This window comes from Burkholderia sp. 572, from assembly GCF_040545135.1.
Taxonomy (GTDB): domain Bacteria; phylum Pseudomonadota; class Gammaproteobacteria; order Burkholderiales; family Burkholderiaceae; genus Burkholderia; species Burkholderia cepacia.
This window is the reverse complement of record NZ_JBEPLH010000033.1, coordinates 35,363-53,314: the sequence shown is the minus strand read 5'-3', so window position 1 is coordinate 53,314 and position 17,952 is coordinate 35,363. Positions and strand designations below refer to the sequence as shown.

Here is a 17,952-nt window from a genome sequence, read left to right as displayed (position 1 = left end):
TCCGGTTCGACGTCATTCGCCGCGGCACCCTGCCGTGACGTCCCGCAAGGCTATTCGCGTTGCACGCCTGCTTCAATTCACCTAATCTCACCCCGATTCAATCGAATTCAACCCGGCCCGATCCGGCCCGCGAGGCCCCGTGTTCTCGAAACTTCCCCTGACCGCATTGCGTGTATTCGAAGCGTCGGCGCGGCTTGGCGCATTCAAGGCTGCCGCGGACGAGCTGTCCGTGACGCCGGCCGCCGTGTCGCATCAGATCAAGTCGCTCGAAAGCCGGCTCGGCGTGCTGCTGTTCGAGCGCGGCGCGAGCGGCGTGCGGCTCACGGAGGAGGGCGAGCAACTGTTTCGCGCGAGTCACGATGCATTGCTGGCGCTGAGCCGCGGGCTCGATGCGGTGCGGCCGGAAGCGACCGGCGAGCGCACGCTCGTGCTGACCACCACGCCCGCATTCGCCGCGATGTGGCTGATTCCGCGTCTCGGGCGGTTTCGTCGCATCGATCCGCAACTGCACATCAAGGTCGAAACCGGCAACACGCTCGCCGATCTCGAACGCGACGCGCGGATCGATCTCGCGATTCGCGCAACGTCGCGCACGTTTCCGGCGCTGCACGAGATTGCGCTGATCGACGAGTATTTCGGCGCCTATGCGGCCGCCGGGTTCGACGCGCACCGCACGGACGAGCCGCTCGACCTGATCGAGACCGTGTGGGATACGCCGTTGCCGGTGTCGGTCGACTGGGCGTCGTGGTGTCGTGCGGCCGGCCGCGACGCGTGGCTCGAACGCGCGGTGTTTCGCCATTACGACGACGAGCATTACGCGTTGCAGGCCGTGCTGCACGGGCAGGGCATCGCGCTGCTCAGCTCGGTGCTGGCTGCCGAGCATGTCGCGCACGGGGCACTGACACCGATCGAGCCGTCGGTGCGGCTCGACGGCGCGCGTTTCGTCGCGCTGTGCCGGCCCGGGCGTGAGCGCGAGCCGCAGGTCAGGTCGTTTCTCGACTGGCTCGAAGCGGAGATCGCGCAGACGCGGGTGGCGGTGGCGCGGATGGGGGCGGGCGTCGAGCGCTAAAGCGGGGCCGCGCGCGCCGTGTGCGAACGGTGCGACCGCACACCGTCACCCGAACCTGACGCAATACACCGGCGGCAAATGCGCGGACACCAACCGCCAGTTTTCCCCGCCGTCATCGGACGTCCACAACCCGCCGGTCGTCGACGCCATCGCGAGGCGCGTGCCCGAATCGTCTACCGCGAGCCCGTGCCGATACACGAGGTCGTACGCGGGTGCGGGCGGCAGCCCGTTCGTGAATGACTCGAAACTGCGCCCGCCGTCGCGCGTGCGCGTGACGACGAACCGGCCGTCCACCGGAATCCGGCACGCGTCCTTCACGGCCGGCACGAACCACGCGGTGTCCGGCTCGTGCGGATGCACGGCCACCGCGAAACCGAAGCTCGACGGCTGTGCCTCGATCCTCCGCCAGTGTTCGGCGCCGTCGGTCGAGCGGAAGATCGCGCAGTGATGCTGCGTCCACAGCACGTCCGGGTTGGCCGCGCACTGCACGACGCGGTGCGGGTCCTGCGCGTTGGGTTCGCCGCGCCGCTCGGGCGGCATGTAGTCGGCTTCCATGCCGTCGGCCGTCACACGCCACGTCGCGCCGCCGTCGGCGGTCTGCCAGACGCCACCGCACGAGATGCCGATCGTCACGTGCCGGCTGTCGCGCGGATCGACCATCACCGAATGGATGCCCGGCGCATCGTATCCGCCGCCGCCCCATTCGGCGCGCTCCGGGCGATCCCACAATGCCCGGTTGAGCACCCAGGAACCGCCGCTGTCGTCGGAGCGGAACAGCCCGCCGGGAATCGTGCCCGCCCACAGCACGCCCGGCTCGTCGGTGCCGCCGGCTTCGAGCGACCAGATCTGCTGGAGCGTCCACGGCGGCTGCGGCGGGCCGGGCGGCGCGTCGCCCGTGTCGCTTGCGGCGCCCGTGCCCGACGGGGCGCTGGCGGGCGGATCGTCGGCAGGCTGCGGCGGATATACAGGCACCGCGCATTCTTCCCAGTCGGTGGCGCCGGCCCGCCTGCGATGCAGTTTCACGCCGAAATGTCCCAGGTTGAGCGCCGCATACAGCGTGCCGTCGCGCGGGTCGGCGAGCGCCATGCTGACCGGCTCGCCGGCGAAATGCGGCTCGCCGAGCGTCCAGCCGCCGTTGCCGCCGGGCTGCAGGACGAACAGGCCCTTGCGGGTGGCGACGAGCAGTCGATCGTTCATGTGCGATGTCTCCTGATGGCCCGACCTGGCGTTCCGGCACGCGGTCGGCGCTTGTGCATGCGTCCCTTTATCCGCCCGTCAGCGCCTGTACGACATAGACCCGGCTCGCGTCGCCGAGCACGTCGGACAGGCGCTGACGGTCGCGTATCGGCTGGCCGTCGATGAATACCGACAGGTGTTTGCGCAGCGCGCCCTGGTCGTCGAGGATGTAGCCGCGCAGTCGCGGCTGCTCGCCGAAAACGGTGTCGAATGCTTCGCCGAGCGTGCGGGCGTCGATTTCGCGCTCGGGCGTTTCGATATGCCGCTGGATCGAGGCGGCGAAGAAGAGGTGCGCCATGGCGGTGGCTGGCAGGAGCCGCGCGGAGGGGACGGTCTTTAGCTTAGGCGATCCGTCGGGGGCGCAAAGACGGCGTCTCGTAGTCGCCGTGCGCCGGCGTGTCGATCCGTCGCGATCGACACGATCACTCGGATCGGCAACAATCCTGCCCGGGCCGCCATGCCGCTCGACGGTCGCACGCTCTCCACTTGCCGATGAAGGAAATCCCCGCCATGCCGCGATCCGCGCTGTCGATCGTCAACCCGGCCGTCGACGATATCGTCGCGGGCCGCAAACGCGTGGAAATCCGCTCGTGGGCGCCGCCGGCCATCCCGTTGCGCGATCTCGTGCTGGTGCAGAACACGATCTTCCTGCGGCAGGACGGGCAGGAGGATCCCGACGGTATCGCGCTCGCGATGGTCGATGTCGTGGGGGTGCACGACTGGACGCCCGATGAAGCCCGCTCGCAAGGCAAGCAGTGGTGTGCCGGATACGTGTGCTGGGAACTGGCGAACGTTCGGCAGATCGCGCCACCTGTTCCGTGCGTCGCGAAGCGCGGCATCTATGCGTTGCCGGATGATTTCGGAAAGGTATCCTGATGATTTCGCCTGCATCAGGGGCGAGCCGAACGCCCTTTCGACACAAGAGAGGGCAGTCGAAATGAAGAGTCGCCCGGAGCGTGCCCGCCGCCCGCGCTAAACCGGAATCGATCGCCCGCGAATCCTGATCCCGATCCGCACGATGCCGATCACCGCATTCGACAGCCACGTGAGCAGGCGCGGCATCCCGCGTCGGCGAATATCGAGCAGCAGCACGATCCGCACGGCGTCGCTGTCGTTCCACACCTCGTGCATGAACGTATCGTCCCACAGCAGGAAACGGCCTTCGTCGAGCCGGTATTCGTGGCCGTCCACCTTCAGCACGGCGGCTGGCGCACCGTCCGCGCGCTTCGGCATCGATAGCACGAGATAGCCGCGCAGGATGCCGCGAAACGGCCCGCGATGCGGTGGAATGTGCTTGCCGGGTGCGAGGAACGACAGCGATGCGGACAGCACGTCCGGCGACGTCGCGACGATCGACGCGACGGTCGGGCAGCGCGACAGGTTGCGCGGGAACGGCTGGCCGTACGCCTGCATGATGAACATCCGCCAGTCGCGTGCATCGTTGGCCGAGATGTCGTACTGCTCGCGCATGATCTCGTGGAAGCGCGGGATGCGCGCCATGTCGCGCGCCACGGCGAATGCCTCCGCCTGGATGGCGGGCCACGCACGGACGAAACGCTCGGCATCGGGAAACGCGGCCGTATCGAGCACCGCGCCGCCGTCGATATGGCGGTCGTACAGCGTGCGCAGCAGGCCGGCTGCATAGTCGTAAGCGACGGACATGGTCGATCGAGGCGCGATCCGGAAAGGGTGACGTCAGTCTGCCCGAAGCGGGTCGGGCGCTGCGTTACGTCAGGTTACGCCGGCTGACGAAAGAATGACAGGTTCATGAATGTTCGTTCCACGCGCCCCCGGAGCCGGAGAAGCCGCGTGAATCGAGCCGCGACATGCGGGAATAAATGCACACGCTCCGTCGTCATATGGGTGTAGCACGTCGTCTCGTTGACTTCTCGAGGAGTGGAACATGAACAAGCATTGGCTGGTGGCCGCCGCCGTGGCGGCGATTTCTTTCGCGGGTGCCGCGGCGCCCGCATCGGCGCAGGCACTGACGCGCGCGCAGGTCAGGCAGCAACTGATCGATGCCGAGAACCAGGGGCTGCGCTTCGTGACCGATACGTCGTATCCGGACGTGAGCCCGCTGTTCCGGCAGCAGGTCGAACGGATGCCGCAGCGCCAGGCCCGCACGGCAGTCGGCAGCGAGCCGGCCGCCTCGTCCGATGCAGGCAAGCCGGCGACGATGGCGCCGCGCCAGCGTTCCGCCGCATGCGTCGGCCCGGCGAGTTTCTGCACGATCTATTTCGGCAGCTGACGCAGCCGCCCGCGTTCGCAGAGCAGGCATTCACCCAGGTTGATCGATACGGAACATTGAAGGAGTTCATGATGAAAACATATATCGCACTACTGATGATGATCGGCGCGATCGCCGGTCAGTCGGCCTTCGCGCAATCGGCCGCGCCGCTGACGCGCGCGCAGGTTCGCGACGAATTGATGCGCCTGGAAGCAGCCGGGTACGACCCGGCGAAAGGGGACGACGGCGAGTATCCGGCGGACCTCCAGGCGGCGCTAGCGAAGCTTGCCGATCAGGACCGGGCCCGGATGGCGGCTGCCGGCGCGCATGCACCGGCGGCCGGTATGCCGGCGCAGAACAGCAACTAGGTGTCGATATGGTCTTGTGCGACTTCAGGCCGTCGTGTTCGCGGCACGGCCGTCCGGCAGCCGTTCGTGCCGCCCGACGCGGTGGAAGGACACCGGCCGCCGTGCCCGTCATCGCGCGCCGCTTCGCTCGGCGCCGCGATCATCTGGCCGGCGGCGCGCGATGGTCAGGCCGGCCGATCGCGCGATGAGCCGGGGCGACGACGGGTGCGGCGCTGGCGGCAGGCCGGTTCATGCGCGCGATGGCATGCCGTGCTGCCGATCGCGCGATCACCAGGGCATCATGCGCTGCAGGATCTGATCGCGCAGCACGAAGCGGTGCGCCAGCGCCGCTGCGACGTGCAGGCAAATGCCGGCGAACAGCGCCCAGGCGAGGATGCCGTGCACATCGCCCATCGCGTGGCCGAATCCGGAACCGGCCGCCGACAGCGCGGGCAGCGGCACGATCCCGAGCAGCGTCACGCCCCACGCGCGCGACGATGCGTTGATCCAGCCGAGCAGCGGCACGGCGATCAGCAGCGTGTAGAGCGCGAAATGCGTGACGCCCGACAGCGCACGCATTGCGGGAGACAGGTCGTTCGCCGGCGGGCGATGCGTCGCGCGCCACAGCACGCGGCAGGCCATCGCGGCGAGCAGTGCGGTGCCCACGATCAGGTGTGCGGCGATCAGGCCGACGGGTTGCGTATCGCGATGCACGTCGGGCATCGTCCAGCCGATCGCATATTGGGCGACGATCAGCGCGACGATCAGCCAGTGAAGAAAACGCGCAACGGTGTCATAACGGGCGGGTGTGGACATGAAGGCTCCTGCGTACGACGGGGACGGTATTGGACGGGTGGATTCTACGACCGCATGCTTAACGAAACGTTAAGCACGCGGCATCTCATGCGGTGATCGGTCGTCGGGTGAGCCTGCCGGCCGCGCTTCGCCCGCGTCCGCCGACGGCAGTGCAACCGCGACGCCGAGACCCTGGCCGCCGATGCCGGGCCCGAACTGCACGGTGCCGCCCAGGTATTGCGCGATGCGCGTGACGATCGACAACCCGAGCCCGCTGCCGGGCGACTGCGCGCCGCTGCCGCGATAGAAGCGGTCGCCGAGCCGCTCGTACTCGCCGGGGGCGACGCCGGGCCCGTCGTCGCGAACGACGATGCATTGCAGTGCGCCGTCGTCGTGCACGCCGAGCTCGATGCGGCCGCCCGGGCGGCCGTACTTCACGGCGTTGTCGACGAGGTTGTCGAGCAGGATGCCGATCAGGATCGGATCGGCATCGATCGCGCGTCCGGAGACGGGGCCGGCCACGAGGTCGATGGCCTTGTCCGACGCCTTCGCGAGATGGCGGTCGAGCGCAGCGTCGACGAGTTCGCGAACGGCGATGGCGCGTGTCGGAATGCGTTCGTATTCGTCGAGCCGCGCGAGCAGCAGCAACTGCTCGGCGAGACGCGCACTGCGGTCGACGCCTTGAACGACCCGCTGCATCGCGAGCCGCTGGAGTGCCGGATCGTCGGTCGCGATGGCTACCTGGGCTTGGACCTTGATCGCGGCAAGCGGTGTCTTGAGCTCGTGCGCGGCGTCGGACGTGAACGCGCGCTCGCGCACGATCGATTGCCGCAGCCGGGCCAGCAGGCGGTCGATCGCGTCGACCAGCGGACGCACTTCGTCCGGCACGGCAGCGATGCCGAGCGGTTCGAGCGATCGCGCGTCGCGCGCGCCAATCAGCGTCGACAGCGTCTTCAACGGCGCGAGACCGCGTCCGATCAGATACCAGAGGAGCAGCGCCAGCACCGGGAGCGCGACGATCAACGGCAGGACGATGCCGCGCGCGGTGCCGGTCGCCAGGTCGCTGCGCGTGTTCGCGATTTCCATCACGCGGATCCAGCGCCCCGACGCGTCGTCGCGCAGCGTGTGCGTCCGCCATGACGCGTCGCGGATGACGATCGTTTCAGGAAGACCGCGCGGGTCGTGCGCGTCGGGCAGGCCGGCGGCGCCGGCCGGGAGGCTCGACGCGACGACCTGGCCCCGTGCGTCGCGCACCTCGAACAGCACGTCGCGCGGAAGGCGATCGCCGTCGGTTTCGGGGCCGGGTTTCGAGCCGCGGCGATCCAGTTCGATACGCGCGTCCGGCGGAACACGGGCGAGGCGGCCGAGGTCGGCAGGCGAGAGGTTGACCAGCAGCGATGCATATTCGACGAGGCGGGCGTCTTCCCATTCGCCGATCTCGCGCGTCGCATACCGGAAGCTGCCGAACACGGCGGCGAGCCACACGACCGTCACGCAGCCGAGCGCCATCGACGAAACGCGGCGCCGTATCGAGCGGGACGTCATGCGAGATCGACGACGTAGCCAACGCCTCGAACGGTGCGGATCAGTTCCGCGCCGAGCTTCTTGCGCAGGTTCGACACATGCACCTCGATCGCATTGCTTTCGATACCTTCCTGCCAGCCGTACAGGGTGTCCTCGAGGCGCGAGCGCGACTGCGGCGCGCCCGGGTGGCTGACCAGCTGAACCAGGATGGCCCACTCGCGCGACGTGAGCGCGATGCGCGACGCATCGCGTGTCACCGTGTGGGCGGTCAGGTCGATCGTGATGTCGCGCCACACGATCTCGTCGCCGGCGCGGCCCTGCGAGCGGCGCACGAGCGCACGGCAGCGGGCGAGCACTTCGGTCAGTTCGAACGGTTTCGCGAGATAGTCGTCGGCGCCGTCGTCGAGGCCGCGGACGCGGTCGGCCACGGTGCCGCGCGCGGTCAGGACCAGCACGGGGACGGTGTCGCCCGCATCGCGCAACGCGCGCAGCAGCTCGGTGCCCGATTTCCCGGGCAGGCCGAGATCGAGCACGACGAGCGCGAAGCGCGTCGTCGCGAGGGCGGCTGCCGCTGCGTGACCGTCGCGCAACCAGTCGACGTGATAGCCGGCCTGGGTCAGGCTGATCTCGAGACCGCTGCCGATCAGGTCGTCGTCTTCAACAAGGAGGAGTCGCATGGTCGATTCGGGGGCAGGATGCCTGCGATTGTACGAGTGCGACGCGCCTGCCGCGCAACGGAATGTAATTGTGCTGGATCAAACTTCTCCCGATTCTGAAGAACGCTTAAGGTTCGGCGGCGGCAATCCCGCTACCATCGGCCACACCGTTTCCAGGGGGGATTTTCCGCTGCCCCTGATCCCGAACCGGGTCACGCCTGTCCGGCTTGCCCGTCAATCCGCGACCTTGCCGATCGACGTCCGATCGACGCGAGTCGCCCGTACGGGAGATTCATTCCTCATGGCCCCCTCAACGATCGAGCGATGGCGCGCCTACCTGCTGATCGCCGCGCTGGCCGGCATGTTCGTCCAGTGCTTCGTGCTGGTTTCATGGCTGGCGCTGCGCGTACCCGAGGCATTTTTCACGACGACGACGTTTCGCATGTGGACCGTCGTCGCGATCGTCACCGCGATCCTTTCGGTCCGTAAGCTTGCCCGCGCGGCGTTCAGGGCGGCGCTGGCATGCGGATTCGTACACGTGACCGGAATCGATCGTCACACGGTAGCCGTGTCATCCGATTGCGCGTACCGTCGGTTGGTCATCCTTCATATCCGGCTCAACGGAAATCGGTTCCGCTACGCACACGGGTGAGCCCGCCTTCGCGCGTGCCCGCCCCGACGCACCACGGTCCCGCCGGGCCACCACTGGGGAATCGCATGGTGTTGCTGCATGTGCTGCACGCGCTGGCCGGCGCGATGTCGATCGTCTGCGGGCTGGGCGTATTGCTGGGTATTGCGTATACGGTCGCGGCCAGCGTGCTGGTCGGGCGGTTCTTTTCGAGGCCGGCGGCGCAGCCGCGCGAGTATCCGGGCGTCACCGTCGCGAAGCCGCTGCACGGCGACGAGTGGCAGCTCGTACAGCATCTCGAAAGCTTCTTCGTGCAGAATTATCCGGGCCCCGTCCAGCACCTGTTCGGCGTGCACGATGCAGGCGACGCGGCCCTCGCGGCCGTCGAGACGCTGCGTGCACGCTACCCTGACGCGAACATCAAGGTCGTCGCCGATGCGCGGCTGTACGGGCCGAACCGCAAGATCGGCAATCTCGTGAACATGCTCGAACACGCGGAGTATGCGGTGCTGTGCCTCGCCGACAGCGACGTGCTGGTCGAGCGCGATTATCTGCGCGCGGTCGTCGGCGCGCTGCAGCAGCCGGATGTCGGCATCGTGACGAGCGTGTACCGCGGTGTCGCATCGCCGGGTTTCTGGCCCAGGATCGCCGTCGCGATGACGAACTACCATTTCCTGCCGGGCGTGATCACCGGGCTCTGCATCGGGCGTGCGCGTCCCTGCTTTGGCCAGACGATTGCGATCACGCGCGCAACGCTCGAACGTATCGGCGGCCTCGCGCGATTCGCGCATCACCTGGCCGAGGATCACGCGCTGGGCGAAGCGGTGCGGCAGGCGGGCGCGCAGGTCGTCATTCCGCCGTTCGTCGTCGGGCATGCGTGCGTCGAGGAGACGTTCTCAAGGCTGTACGCCCACGAGTTGCGCTGGAGCTGCACGATTCGCGCGGCGGACCGGCTCGGTCATGCGGGCTCGGTGCTGATGCACCCGGTGCCGCTCGCGCTGCTGGCGCTGCTGTTCTCGGGCGGCACGGCCGCCGCGTGCGCGCTGGCGGTCGCGGCGCTCGCCGCACGGGTGCTGCTGATGCTGAAAACCAGCCGTGCAACCGGCGCGGGGCTGCGCGGCGCAATCTGGCTGCCGTTCGTCGATCTCCTGCAGTTCTTCGTGTTCGTGTCGAGCTTCTTCTCGTCGCATGTCGTGTGGCGCGGCACGCGCTTTCGCGTGAACCGGGAAGGGCGGTTGTCGCCAGCGAGCGAATCATGACGACGCAGACGAACCCCGGCGGCGACGCAGCCCGGAACGCCACGCGCAGCGACGCGCGGCTTCGGCGCGCGGGGCAGGCAGCGGCGCTGGGCGGGCTGGCGCTCGCCGTGTGGCTGATCTGGCGCGAGCATCCGCTGGACATCCTGCATCGCCTGCAGATTGCCGGCGCCGGGCTGCTGCTCGCGGCGCTGGTTCACCTTCTGCCGATGCTCGCGAATGCGTGGGACTGGCGGATGCTGATCCGCGGCCCGCGCCGGCCGTCGTTCGCGACGATGCTGAAACTCGTGTGGATTCGCGAATCGATCAACGGGCTGCTGCCAGTCGCGCGCATCGGCGGCGAGATCGTGTCGTTCGACCTGCTGCGGCAGGCGGGCGTGCGGCCGGCGACGATCGTGGCCAGCCTCGTCGCCGACATGCAGCTGACGCTGATCAGCCAGCTGGTGTTCGCGCTGGTCGCGATCGGCTACGTGCTCGGGCACGTCTCGTCCGATGCCGCCCGGGTGGCCGGCAACCTCGCGATCGGCATGGCCGCGCTGGTGCCGGTGCTGCTGCTGTTCGCGCTGGTGCAGCACGCGCGGCCGTTCGAGCGCGCGATGCGCGTGCTGAACCGCGTCACGAGCGGGAAGGTGGTGGCGCTCGTCGGTGAATCGGCGCGTACCGATCAGTCGATCCGGATGATCTGGAGAAAGACCGGCATCGTCGTGCGCTACCTCGCGATCTGGCAGCCCCTGCAGTTCGTGGGCTACGCGCTGGAAATCTGGCTCGCGCTGGTCTTTCTCGGCGCGGAGCCGACCTTCGCGCAGGCGCTCGCGATCGAGGCGCTGATCCAGCTCGCAAGCAGTATCGCGTTCCTGATGCCGGGCGGCCTCGGCGTGCAGGAGGGCGGGTTCGTGCTGATCGGCGGGCTCCTCGGGTTCGATCCGCCGACGTGTCTCGCCCTGGCCGGCGCCCGCCGCGTGCGCGACCTGCTGTTCTATCTGCCGGGCCTGCTCGCGTGGCAGTGGGCGGCCGGTTCGGCGAACCGGCCGGGCGGAACGAAACGCGCGTCGTTGCCCATCGGGGAATCCGCCCGGCCGCATTGACGCGGCCACGCAGGCCGTGCCCACCCGGCCGGCGGCGCGGGAATCAGCGCCGTTCGTCGGCGAGATGGCTGCGGATCACGTCCGCGAACGACGTGTCGCCCGTCAATCCGAGGGCTTCCGCGCGCGACGTATCCCAGCGGCCCGGCCAGCTGCCGACGATCTTCTCGACGCGCTCGTCGGGCACATGGCGGATCAGCTTCACGACTTCGTCGCCCGCGACTTCGCGCAGCGCCGCGATCATTTCGTCGACCGATACCGACAGGCCGGGCAAATTGATCACGCGTTTGTTGCCGAGCTTCGCGCTGTCGATTTCGCAGCCCGCGACGAGCGCTTCGATCGCGCCGCGCGGCGACAGCAGCCACAGCCGCGTCGAACCCGGCACCGGGCACACGCTTTCCTCGCCGTTCAGCGGCTCGCGGATGATGCCGCTCGCGAACGACGATGCGGCCGCGTTCGGGCGGCCCGGCCGCACGCTGATCGTCGGCAGCCGCAGCACGCGGCCGTCGACGAAGCCGCGCCGCGCGTAGTCGCACAGCAGCAGCTCGGCGATCGCCTTCTCGGCGCCGTACGACGATTGCGGGTTCAGCGCGGTGTCGTCCTGCACGACGTCGGGGAGCGTGCCGCCATACACCGCGACCGAGCTCGTGAACACGACGCGCGGCCGGTGGCCACGGGCGCGACACACTTCGAGCAGCGCGCGCGACGCGTCGAGGTTGATCCGCATGCCGAGATCGAAATCGGCTTCGGCCTGCCCGCTGACGATTGCCGCGAGGTGGAAGATCGCGCCGGTTTGCGTGTCGATCGCGCGTTCGAGCACCGCGCGATCGGCGATGTCGCCGACGATCGACGTCACGCGCGCATCGCCGAAATCGCTGCCTTCGACGACGTCGAGCAGCACCAGCTCGTCGATCTTCTCGCTGCGGCCGTCGGGGCCGCTCAGTTCGCCGCGCTCGAGCAGCTTGCGCGCCAGACGCTGGCCGAGAAAGCCGGCGCCGCCGGTGATCAGTACTTTCATGTTCGTTACCTTCCGAGGAATGCGTGAATTAGCGGGAGCAGGCCCTGAGCCAGCCGAGCCCTTCCGACGTGCCGGCCTTCGGGCGGTACTCGCAACCGATCCAGCCGTCGTAGCCGAGCGTGTCGATCAGCTCGAACAGATACGGGTAGTTGAGTTCGCCGAGATCCGGCTCGTGGCGGTCGGGCACGCCCGCGATCTGGATATGGCCGATGTCCGCGAAATCGCGCCGGAGCTTGGTCGCGAGATCGCCTTCGACGATCTGGCAGTGGTAGCAGTCGAACTGCACCTTCAGGTTCGGCGCGCCGACTTCCGCGCGGATCGCCTGCGCGTCGTCCTGACGGCTCAGGAAATAGCCGGGCATGTCGCGCTGGTTGATCGGCTCGATCAGGATCGTGATGCCGTGCGCGGCAGCGGCCTGCGCGGCATGGCGCAGGTTCGACAGGTAGGTGTCGCGATGGCGCGCGCGGTCGGCGCCCGGCGGCACCATCCCGGCCATCACGTGCAGCTTCCGGTTGCCGAGCACGCGTGCATAGTCGAGCGCCTGGTCGATGCCGCGCCGGAACTCGTCCTCGCGGCCCGGCAGCGATGCGGTGCCGCGTTCGCCCGCGGCCCAGTCGCCGGGCGGCGCGTTGAACAGCGCCTGTTCGAGGTTGTGCGCGTCGAGGCGCGCGCGGATGTCCTCGGCGGCGAAGTCGTACGGGAACAGGTACTCGACGGCCTTGAAGCCGTCGTAGGCGGCAGCGGCGAAGCGTTCGAGGAACGCGTGCTCGGTGTACATCATCGAGAGGTTGGCGGCGAAGCGTGGCATGGCAGCGGGTCCTGTGAATGAATGGGGCGGGGCATACGTCGCCCCGCGTCGAATGGCAACTCGGCGGTTCAGCGGTTCACGAGTTTCGCGGGCGTGAGCCACACGGCGATCGCGCCGATCACGAGCATCGCGGCCAGCACGTACATGCCGGACGCCGTGCTGTGCGTGACGTCCTTCAGGTAGCCGATCACGTACGGGCTCGCGAACCCGGCGAGGTTGCCGACCGAGTTGATGATCGCGATCCCGGCGGCGGCCGCTGAGCCCGCGAGGAACGCGGTCGGCAGCGACCAGAACAGCGGTGCGCAGGTCAGCACGCCGCCCGCCGCGAGCGACAGGAACACGATCGACACCGCCGTATTGTGCGAGTACGACGCGGCGACCGCAAACCCGACCGCGCCCATCAGCGCGGGCACGATCAGGTGCCAGCGGCGTTCGCGGCGCTTGTCCGCGCTGTGGCCGAACAGGTTCATCACGACGATCGCGACGAGGAACGGGATCGCGGACAGCAGGCCGATCTGCAGCGTATCGGTGATGCCGGTCGACTTCACGAGCGTCGGCATCCAGAACGTGAGGCCGTACTGGCCCGTGACGAACGCGAAGTAGATCAGCGACATCCACCACATGCGCGGGTCGGCGAACACGGCCTTCAGCGAGTGGCCGTGCTGCTGCTGTTCCTGCGGCTGCGCGGCGATCTCGTCCTCCAGCAGTTGTTTCTCGCGTTCGTCGAGCCACTTCGCGCCGCGGATGCTGTTGTCGAGATACAGGATCGTCGCGATGCCGACGAGCACGGCCGGCACGGCTTCGATCATGAACATCCATTGCCAGCCGTGGAAACCCGAGCCGCCGTGGAAGCGCTCCATGATCCAGCCCGACAGCGGGTTGCCGAAGATGCCCGACACGGGAATCGCCGACATGAACACCGCGATGATCTTCGCGCGGCGATGCGACGGGAACCAGTACGTGAGATACAGGATCACGCCGGGATAGAAGCCGGCTTCCGCGAGGCCGAGCAGGAAGCGCAGCACGTAGAACTGCGTGGGCGTCTGCACGAATGCGAACAGCCCGGACAGCAGGCCCCACGTGATCATGATCCGCGCGATCCAGATGCGTGCGCCGATGCGGTGCATCAGCATGTTGCTTGGCAGTTCGAACAGAAAATAGCCAAGGAAGAAGATGCCGGCGCCGAGCCCGAACACGGTTTCGCTGAACGCGAGATCCTGCGACATCTGCAGCTTCGCGAAGCCGACGTTCACGCGGTCGAGATACGCGACCACGTAGCAGAGCATCAGGAACGGCACGATGCGCCAGAACACTTTCTTGTAGGTGCGGTCGAGTTCCGCGGCATGGGCGGGCGCGGCGGGCGAGCGGCCAGCGGCCGCGTCGAGAGCAGTCATCGTCGTCTCCAGAATGTTGTGTGCCGGCGGCGTGTACGCCGCCGGATCATTGTGTGTGCTGACGGAAGGGCCCGCGCACACGGCGGGCATGGGAATCGTTGCGGGGTACGTCGCTACCAGCGCGCGCCGAAGCTGGCGCGCAATTCGTCGAGCGCGGCCTCGTCGAGCGGTTCGGGTTTGGGGTTCGTCATCAGCCACAGCCGCGCCGTTTCCTCGAGTTCTTCGAGCGCATACGACGCGTGCGACACCGATGGCCCCCACATCACGGGGCCGAGGCGGTCGAGCAGCACGCCGCGCACCTGGTCGGCGAGCGCCGCGACTTCCGCGGCGACGCCCGGATCGCCGGGGCGGCGGTAGCGGATCAGCGGAATGTGGCCGACCTTCATCACGTAGTACGGCGTGATCGGCGGCAGCACGTCGGTGTCGCGCCATACGCCCGCGAGCGTCAGCGCGACGAGGTGCGTCGAATGGGTGTGGACGACGCCGCTCGCTTCGGCATTGCGCGCGTAGATGCCGCGATGCAGTGCGAGGGTCTTCGACGGCTTGCCGCCCGATACGGGCTGGCCGTCGAGGCCGACCTTCGCGATGTCGTTCGGGTCGAGCCGGCCGAGGCACGCGTCGGTCGGCGTGATCAGCCAGCCGTCGGGCAGCCGCGCGCTGATGTTGCCGGCGCTGCCGACCGCGTGGCCGCGCGCGTACAGGCTGGCGCCGACGACGCAGATCTCCTCGCGCAGTTTCGCTTCGTCGCTCATCGTGCGGCTCCGTCCAGCGCGCGCAGCGCCTTGTCGAAAAAGTCCGTGGTGCCGAAGTTGCCGGACTTCAGCGCGAGGCCGAGCGGCGCTGCGTCGATGGTGGCCGTCGCCGGCACGCCCGGATCGATCTGCGCGCCAATCTGCAGCGACTTCACGTCGAGCGCCTGCACGACCGCGCCGGACGTCTCGCCGCCGGCGACGACGAACTTGCGCACGCCGAGATCGCGCAGCCCGCGCGCGATCGCCGCGAGCGTGGCTTCGACGAGATGGCCGGCCGCGTCGACGCCGAGCGCTTGTTGTACGGCCTTCACTTCGTCAGGCGTCGCGGTCGCGTAGATCAGCACGGGCTGCGGCAGGTGCGTGCGCGCGAACGCGAGTGCCTGGTCGACGACGGGTTCGCCGCGCGATGCCGCGAGCGGATCGATGCGGAAGCTCGGCCGCGTGGCGCGCCATGCGGCGACCTGCGCGTTGGTGGCCTTCGATGCGCTGCCGGCGAGCACCGCCGACAGGCCGTCGATACGCGGCAGCGACGCCGCGTTGTCGCGCTCGGGCAGTTGCTCCGCGCGGCGGAAATTCGCGGGCAGGCCGAGCGCGATGCCCGAGCCGCCGGTGACGAGCGGCAGGCCCGCGCAGGCTTCGCCGAGCACGTAGAGGTCGCGGTCCGACAGCGCGTCGGCGATCGCGAATCGTGCGCCTTCCGCACGCAACTGGTCGATCCGCGTGCGCACGGCGGCCGCGCCCAGCGCGATCGTGTCGTAGCGGATCAGGCCGACGGGCGACTTCGTTTGCCGCTGCAGCACGCGCACGAGGTTCGCGTCCTTCATCGGCGTGAGCGGATGGTTTTCCATGCCCGATTCGTTCAGCAGCACGTCGCCGACGAACAGGTGGCCGCGATAGATCGTGCGGCCGTTCTCGGGGAACGCCGGGCACGCGATCGTGAAGCCGCCGCCGGCCGCATCGAGCAGCGCATCGGCGACGGGCCCGATGTTGCCTGCGTCGGTCGAATCGAACGTCGAGCAGTACTTGAAGAAGAATTGCCGGCAGCCTTGCTCGCGCAGCCATGCGTAGGCGGCGAGCGATTGCGCGACGGCGTCGGCCGCGGGGATCGTGCGCGACTTCAGCGCGACGACGATCGCGTCCGCATCAAGCGTGGCGCCGTCGGCGGGCACGCCGATCGTCTGCACGGTGCGCATGCCGCTCTTCACGAGCATGTTCGCGAGATCGGTCGCGCCGGTGAAATCGTCGGCGATGCAGCCGAGCAGGGGACGGGAAACGGGAGCGGTCATGGCGGGTACGTCGTTCGAATCAGCGGGCGGGCGGCAGCGTGATGCCGGGGAAGGTCTTGATCACGGCGGAATCGTCCTCGCCGCCGTGGCCGGCGCTCGACGCGCTCATGAACATCTGGTGCGCGGTGGCCGACAGCGGCAGCGGGAACTTGCTGCGGCGCGCGGTATCGAGCACGAGGCCGAGATCCTTCACGAAGATGTCGACGGCCGACAGCGGCGTGTAGTCGCCGTTCAGGATGTGCGGCACGCGGTTCTCGAACATCCACGAATTGCCGGCGCTGTGCGTGATCACGTCGTACAGCGCGTCGGCATCGACGCCTTCGCGCAGGCCCAGCGCCATCGCCTCGGCTGCTGCTGCGATATGCACGCCGGCCAGCAACTGGTTGATGATCTTCACCTTCGAGCCGATGCCGTGCGCATCGCCGAGTCGATAGACCTTGCCGGCGATCGCGGCGAGCACGTCCTCGCAGCCCGCGTACGCGGCGGCCGGGCCCGACGTCATCATCGTCATCTCGCCGGAGGCCGCGCGCGCGGCGCCGCCGGACACGGGCGCATCGAGCATCTGCAGGCCGGCGGCCTCGATGCGTGCGCCGAGCGCGACCGCGAATTCCGGTGCGACGGTCGCGCTGGCGATCACGACGCCGCCCGGCTTCATCGCCGCGACCGCGCCGTGCTCGCCGAACAGCACCGTTTCGGTCTGCGCGGCATTCACGACGAGCGTGACGACGACGTCGCACTGCGCGCCGAGTTCGGCCGGCGTCGCGCAGGCGATACCGCCTTCGGCCGCGAATGCCTGCAGCACGGTGTCGCGCACGTCGCATGCGTGCACGCGCAGGCCGGCGCGCAGCAGCGAGCGGGCGACGCCGAGGCCCATCGCGCCGAGGCCGATGACTCCAACATTTCGTGACATGGTCAACCTTGATCGATTCGGAAGAGGTTCGTGACAGCGGCGGCGCCTGTAACGGCCGCCGCCGCCGGCTTCAGCAGATGCCGGCTTCCGCGAGACGGCGGGCGGCGTTGTACATGTGCGTGCGTGCCGCGTTGCGCGCGGCCATCGGGTCGCGCGCGCGGATCGCGTCGGCGATCGCCGCGTGTTCTTCGCGCACCTGGCGCGAAAAGTCTTCACGCGTCGCTTCGTTGCGCCGCGTGACCTTCACGCCGGCTTCGAGGTACTGGTTCAGGAACTGCAGCGTCTTCAGGAAATACGGGTTGCCGGTGACGGCCGCGATCGTGCGGTGGAACGCGACATCTTCCGCGACGCCGTCGCGCCCTTCGGCCACGGCATCGTCGATCTTGCGCAGCGCCTCGTCGATGTCGGCCATGTCTTCGTCGGTGTGGTGCAGGGCCGCTTCGGCCGCGACCTCGGCCTCGATCGCGCGGCGCACCGCGAGCAGGTGCGGTAGCGAGGTGGCCTCGACCGCTTCCGCATAGTCGATCCGCAGCGGCCGGATCGCGCCGTGCTGGTTCACGTACACGCCGCTGCCCTGGCGCGGCTCGACCACGCCTTCGTTCTTCAGCCGCGAGATCGCCTCGCGGATCACGGTGCGGCTCACGCCGAATTCCTGCGCGAGCACGGCCTCCGTCGGCAGCTTGCCGGTGGCCGAGAAGCTGCCGACTTCGATCTGCTTGAGCAGTTGCTGCGCGACATGGTCGCTCATCGCACGGGCGGGAATTTTCTCGAACATGGTGCTCTGGCTTGTAAGGTTATGTGGTCATCATACAAATTTGAGCGCGATGAAGCATCCGGGATAACCCTCAATCAACGGAGGGCAACGTCGGCCAAATCAACTGAAACCGGTTCCATTTGAAGGGAAATCGACGCGATCGCCTATCGCTTCGCGGTGGGTCGACCGGGCGGGAAAGAGCCGTGCGGG

Annotated in this window: 20 protein-coding genes; 7 read left to right on the top strand and 13 right to left on the bottom strand. The window is 68.5% G+C overall.

Annotated features, from left to right (window positions below; all coding sequences use genetic code 11):
• Positions 1 to 139: 139 nt before the first annotated feature.
• Positions 140 to 1,069 carry a LysR substrate-binding domain-containing protein gene (locus tag ABIC51_RS37120; RefSeq protein WP_175862747.1) on the top strand — a complete coding sequence of 310 codons (930 nt, stop codon included), beginning with the start codon at positions 140 to 142 and terminating at the stop codon, positions 1,067 to 1,069.
• 45 nt (positions 1,070 to 1,114) lie between these two features.
• On the opposite strand, the gene ABIC51_RS37115 is transcribed toward ABIC51_RS37120, so the two are convergent.
• Together ABIC51_RS37115 and ABIC51_RS37110 are read right to left on the bottom strand one after the other, a co-directional pair.
• On the bottom strand, positions 1,115 to 2,266 hold the full coding sequence (locus ABIC51_RS37115) for a WD40/YVTN/BNR-like repeat-containing protein (protein WP_175901073.1): 1,152 nt from the start codon (positions 2,264 to 2,266) through the stop codon (positions 1,115 to 1,117).
• Between the two features lie 67 nt (positions 2,267 to 2,333).
• Positions 2,334 to 2,603: a ubiquitin family protein gene (locus tag ABIC51_RS37110; RefSeq protein WP_059682289.1), complete on the bottom strand. Its 270-nt coding sequence runs from the start codon at positions 2,601 to 2,603 to the stop codon at positions 2,334 to 2,336.
• Positions 2,604 to 2,815: 212 nt separating this feature from the next.
• On the opposite strand from ABIC51_RS37110, the gene ABIC51_RS37105 reads away from it, so the two are divergent.
• Positions 2,816 to 3,181: an ASCH domain-containing protein gene (locus ABIC51_RS37105; RefSeq protein WP_060357764.1), complete on the top strand. Its 366-nt coding sequence runs from the start codon at positions 2,816 to 2,818 to the stop codon at positions 3,179 to 3,181.
• A gap of 96 nt (positions 3,182 to 3,277) precedes the next feature.
• On the opposite strand, the gene ABIC51_RS37100 is transcribed toward ABIC51_RS37105, so the two are convergent.
• Positions 3,278 to 3,967 (bottom strand): aspartyl/asparaginyl beta-hydroxylase domain-containing protein, encoded by a 690-nt coding sequence (locus ABIC51_RS37100; protein WP_060082562.1) that lies wholly within the window; start codon positions 3,965 to 3,967, stop codon positions 3,278 to 3,280.
• 241 nt (positions 3,968 to 4,208) lie between these two features.
• On the opposite strand from ABIC51_RS37100, the gene ABIC51_RS37095 reads away from it, so the two are divergent.
• Together ABIC51_RS37095 and ABIC51_RS37090 are read left to right on the top strand one after the other, a co-directional pair.
• Positions 4,209 to 4,553: a DUF4148 domain-containing protein gene (locus ABIC51_RS37095; protein ID WP_175862673.1), complete on the top strand. Its 345-nt coding sequence runs from the start codon at positions 4,209 to 4,211 to the stop codon at positions 4,551 to 4,553.
• Between the two features lie 71 nt (positions 4,554 to 4,624).
• Positions 4,625 to 4,900, top strand: coding sequence for a DUF4148 domain-containing protein (locus tag ABIC51_RS37090; RefSeq protein WP_175901126.1), 276 nt, complete (start codon positions 4,625 to 4,627; stop codon positions 4,898 to 4,900).
• Positions 4,901 to 5,167: 267 nt separating this feature from the next.
• Here ABIC51_RS37090 and ABIC51_RS37085 read toward each other — a convergent pair whose 3' ends face one another.
• The 3 genes from ABIC51_RS37085 to ABIC51_RS37075 all read right to left on the bottom strand — a co-directional run bounded on the left by ABIC51_RS37085 (position 5,168) and on the right by ABIC51_RS37075 (position 7,875).
• On the bottom strand, positions 5,168 to 5,695 hold the full coding sequence (locus tag ABIC51_RS37085) for a cytochrome b (protein ID WP_060318499.1): 528 nt from the start codon (positions 5,693 to 5,695) through the stop codon (positions 5,168 to 5,170).
• 69 nt (positions 5,696 to 5,764) lie between these two features.
• Positions 5,765 to 7,219: an ATP-binding protein gene (locus ABIC51_RS37080; protein WP_175901077.1), complete on the bottom strand. Its 1,455-nt coding sequence runs from the start codon at positions 7,217 to 7,219 to the stop codon at positions 5,765 to 5,767.
• Positions 7,216 to 7,875, bottom strand: a complete 660-nt coding sequence (locus ABIC51_RS37075) for a response regulator (RefSeq protein ID WP_021156343.1) — start codon at positions 7,873 to 7,875, stop codon at positions 7,216 to 7,218. Before ABIC51_RS37075 ends, ABIC51_RS37080 begins: the two co-directional genes overlap by 4 nt.
• Between ABIC51_RS37075 and ABIC51_RS37070 the strand changes: the two genes are divergently transcribed.
• The 3 genes from ABIC51_RS37070 (at position 7,874) to ABIC51_RS37060 (ending at position 10,823) form a co-directional block, all read left to right on the top strand.
• Positions 7,874 to 8,506: a hypothetical protein gene (locus ABIC51_RS37070; protein ID WP_175901080.1), complete on the top strand. Its 633-nt coding sequence runs from the start codon at positions 7,874 to 7,876 to the stop codon at positions 8,504 to 8,506. The two genes, ABIC51_RS37075 and ABIC51_RS37070, sit on opposite strands and share 2 nt — an antisense overlap.
• Positions 8,507 to 8,571: 65 nt before the next feature.
• Positions 8,572 to 9,741, top strand: coding sequence for a bacteriohopanetetrol glucosamine biosynthesis glycosyltransferase HpnI (gene hpnI, locus ABIC51_RS37065; RefSeq protein ID WP_175856158.1), 1,170 nt, complete (start codon positions 8,572 to 8,574; stop codon positions 9,739 to 9,741).
• On the top strand, positions 9,738 to 10,823 hold the full coding sequence (locus tag ABIC51_RS37060; protein WP_175901096.1) for a lysylphosphatidylglycerol synthase domain-containing protein: 1,086 nt from the start codon (positions 9,738 to 9,740) through the stop codon (positions 10,821 to 10,823). Before hpnI ends, ABIC51_RS37060 begins: the two co-directional genes overlap by 4 nt.
• A 43-nt stretch (positions 10,824 to 10,866) precedes the next feature.
• Here the strand turns inward: ABIC51_RS37060 and denD are convergent, their stop codons facing one another.
• The 7 genes from denD to ABIC51_RS37025 form a co-directional block, all read right to left on the bottom strand.
• On the bottom strand, positions 10,867 to 11,838 hold the full coding sequence (gene denD / locus ABIC51_RS37055; protein ID WP_060082558.1) for a D-erythronate dehydrogenase: 972 nt from the start codon (positions 11,836 to 11,838) through the stop codon (positions 10,867 to 10,869).
• Positions 11,839 to 11,866: 28 nt separating this feature from the next.
• Positions 11,867 to 12,646 carry a 2-oxo-tetronate isomerase gene (gene otnI / locus ABIC51_RS37050; RefSeq protein WP_175901099.1) on the bottom strand — a complete coding sequence of 260 codons (780 nt, stop codon included), beginning with the start codon at positions 12,644 to 12,646 and terminating at the stop codon, positions 11,867 to 11,869.
• Between the two features lie 68 nt (positions 12,647 to 12,714).
• Positions 12,715 to 14,040, bottom strand: a complete 1,326-nt coding sequence (locus tag ABIC51_RS37045) for an MFS transporter (RefSeq protein ID WP_042972687.1) — start codon at positions 14,038 to 14,040, stop codon at positions 12,715 to 12,717.
• A gap of 113 nt (positions 14,041 to 14,153) precedes the next feature.
• Entirely contained in the window at positions 14,154 to 14,792 is a 639-nt protein-coding gene (gene otnC / locus ABIC51_RS37040) for a 3-oxo-tetronate 4-phosphate decarboxylase (RefSeq protein ID WP_060357758.1), read from the bottom strand.
• Positions 14,789 to 16,078, bottom strand: a complete 1,290-nt coding sequence (otnK, locus tag ABIC51_RS37035; RefSeq protein ID WP_059682301.1) for a 3-oxo-tetronate kinase — start codon at positions 16,076 to 16,078, stop codon at positions 14,789 to 14,791. Before otnK ends, otnC begins: the two co-directional genes overlap by 4 nt.
• 19 nt (positions 16,079 to 16,097) lie before the next feature.
• Positions 16,098 to 16,994, bottom strand: coding sequence for an L-threonate dehydrogenase (ltnD, locus tag ABIC51_RS37030; protein WP_226245380.1), 897 nt, complete (start codon positions 16,992 to 16,994; stop codon positions 16,098 to 16,100).
• Between the two features lie 64 nt (positions 16,995 to 17,058).
• On the bottom strand, positions 17,059 to 17,763 hold the full coding sequence (locus ABIC51_RS37025) for a FadR/GntR family transcriptional regulator (protein WP_027790626.1): 705 nt from the start codon (positions 17,761 to 17,763) through the stop codon (positions 17,059 to 17,061).
• Positions 17,764 to 17,952: the final 189 nt, after the last annotated feature.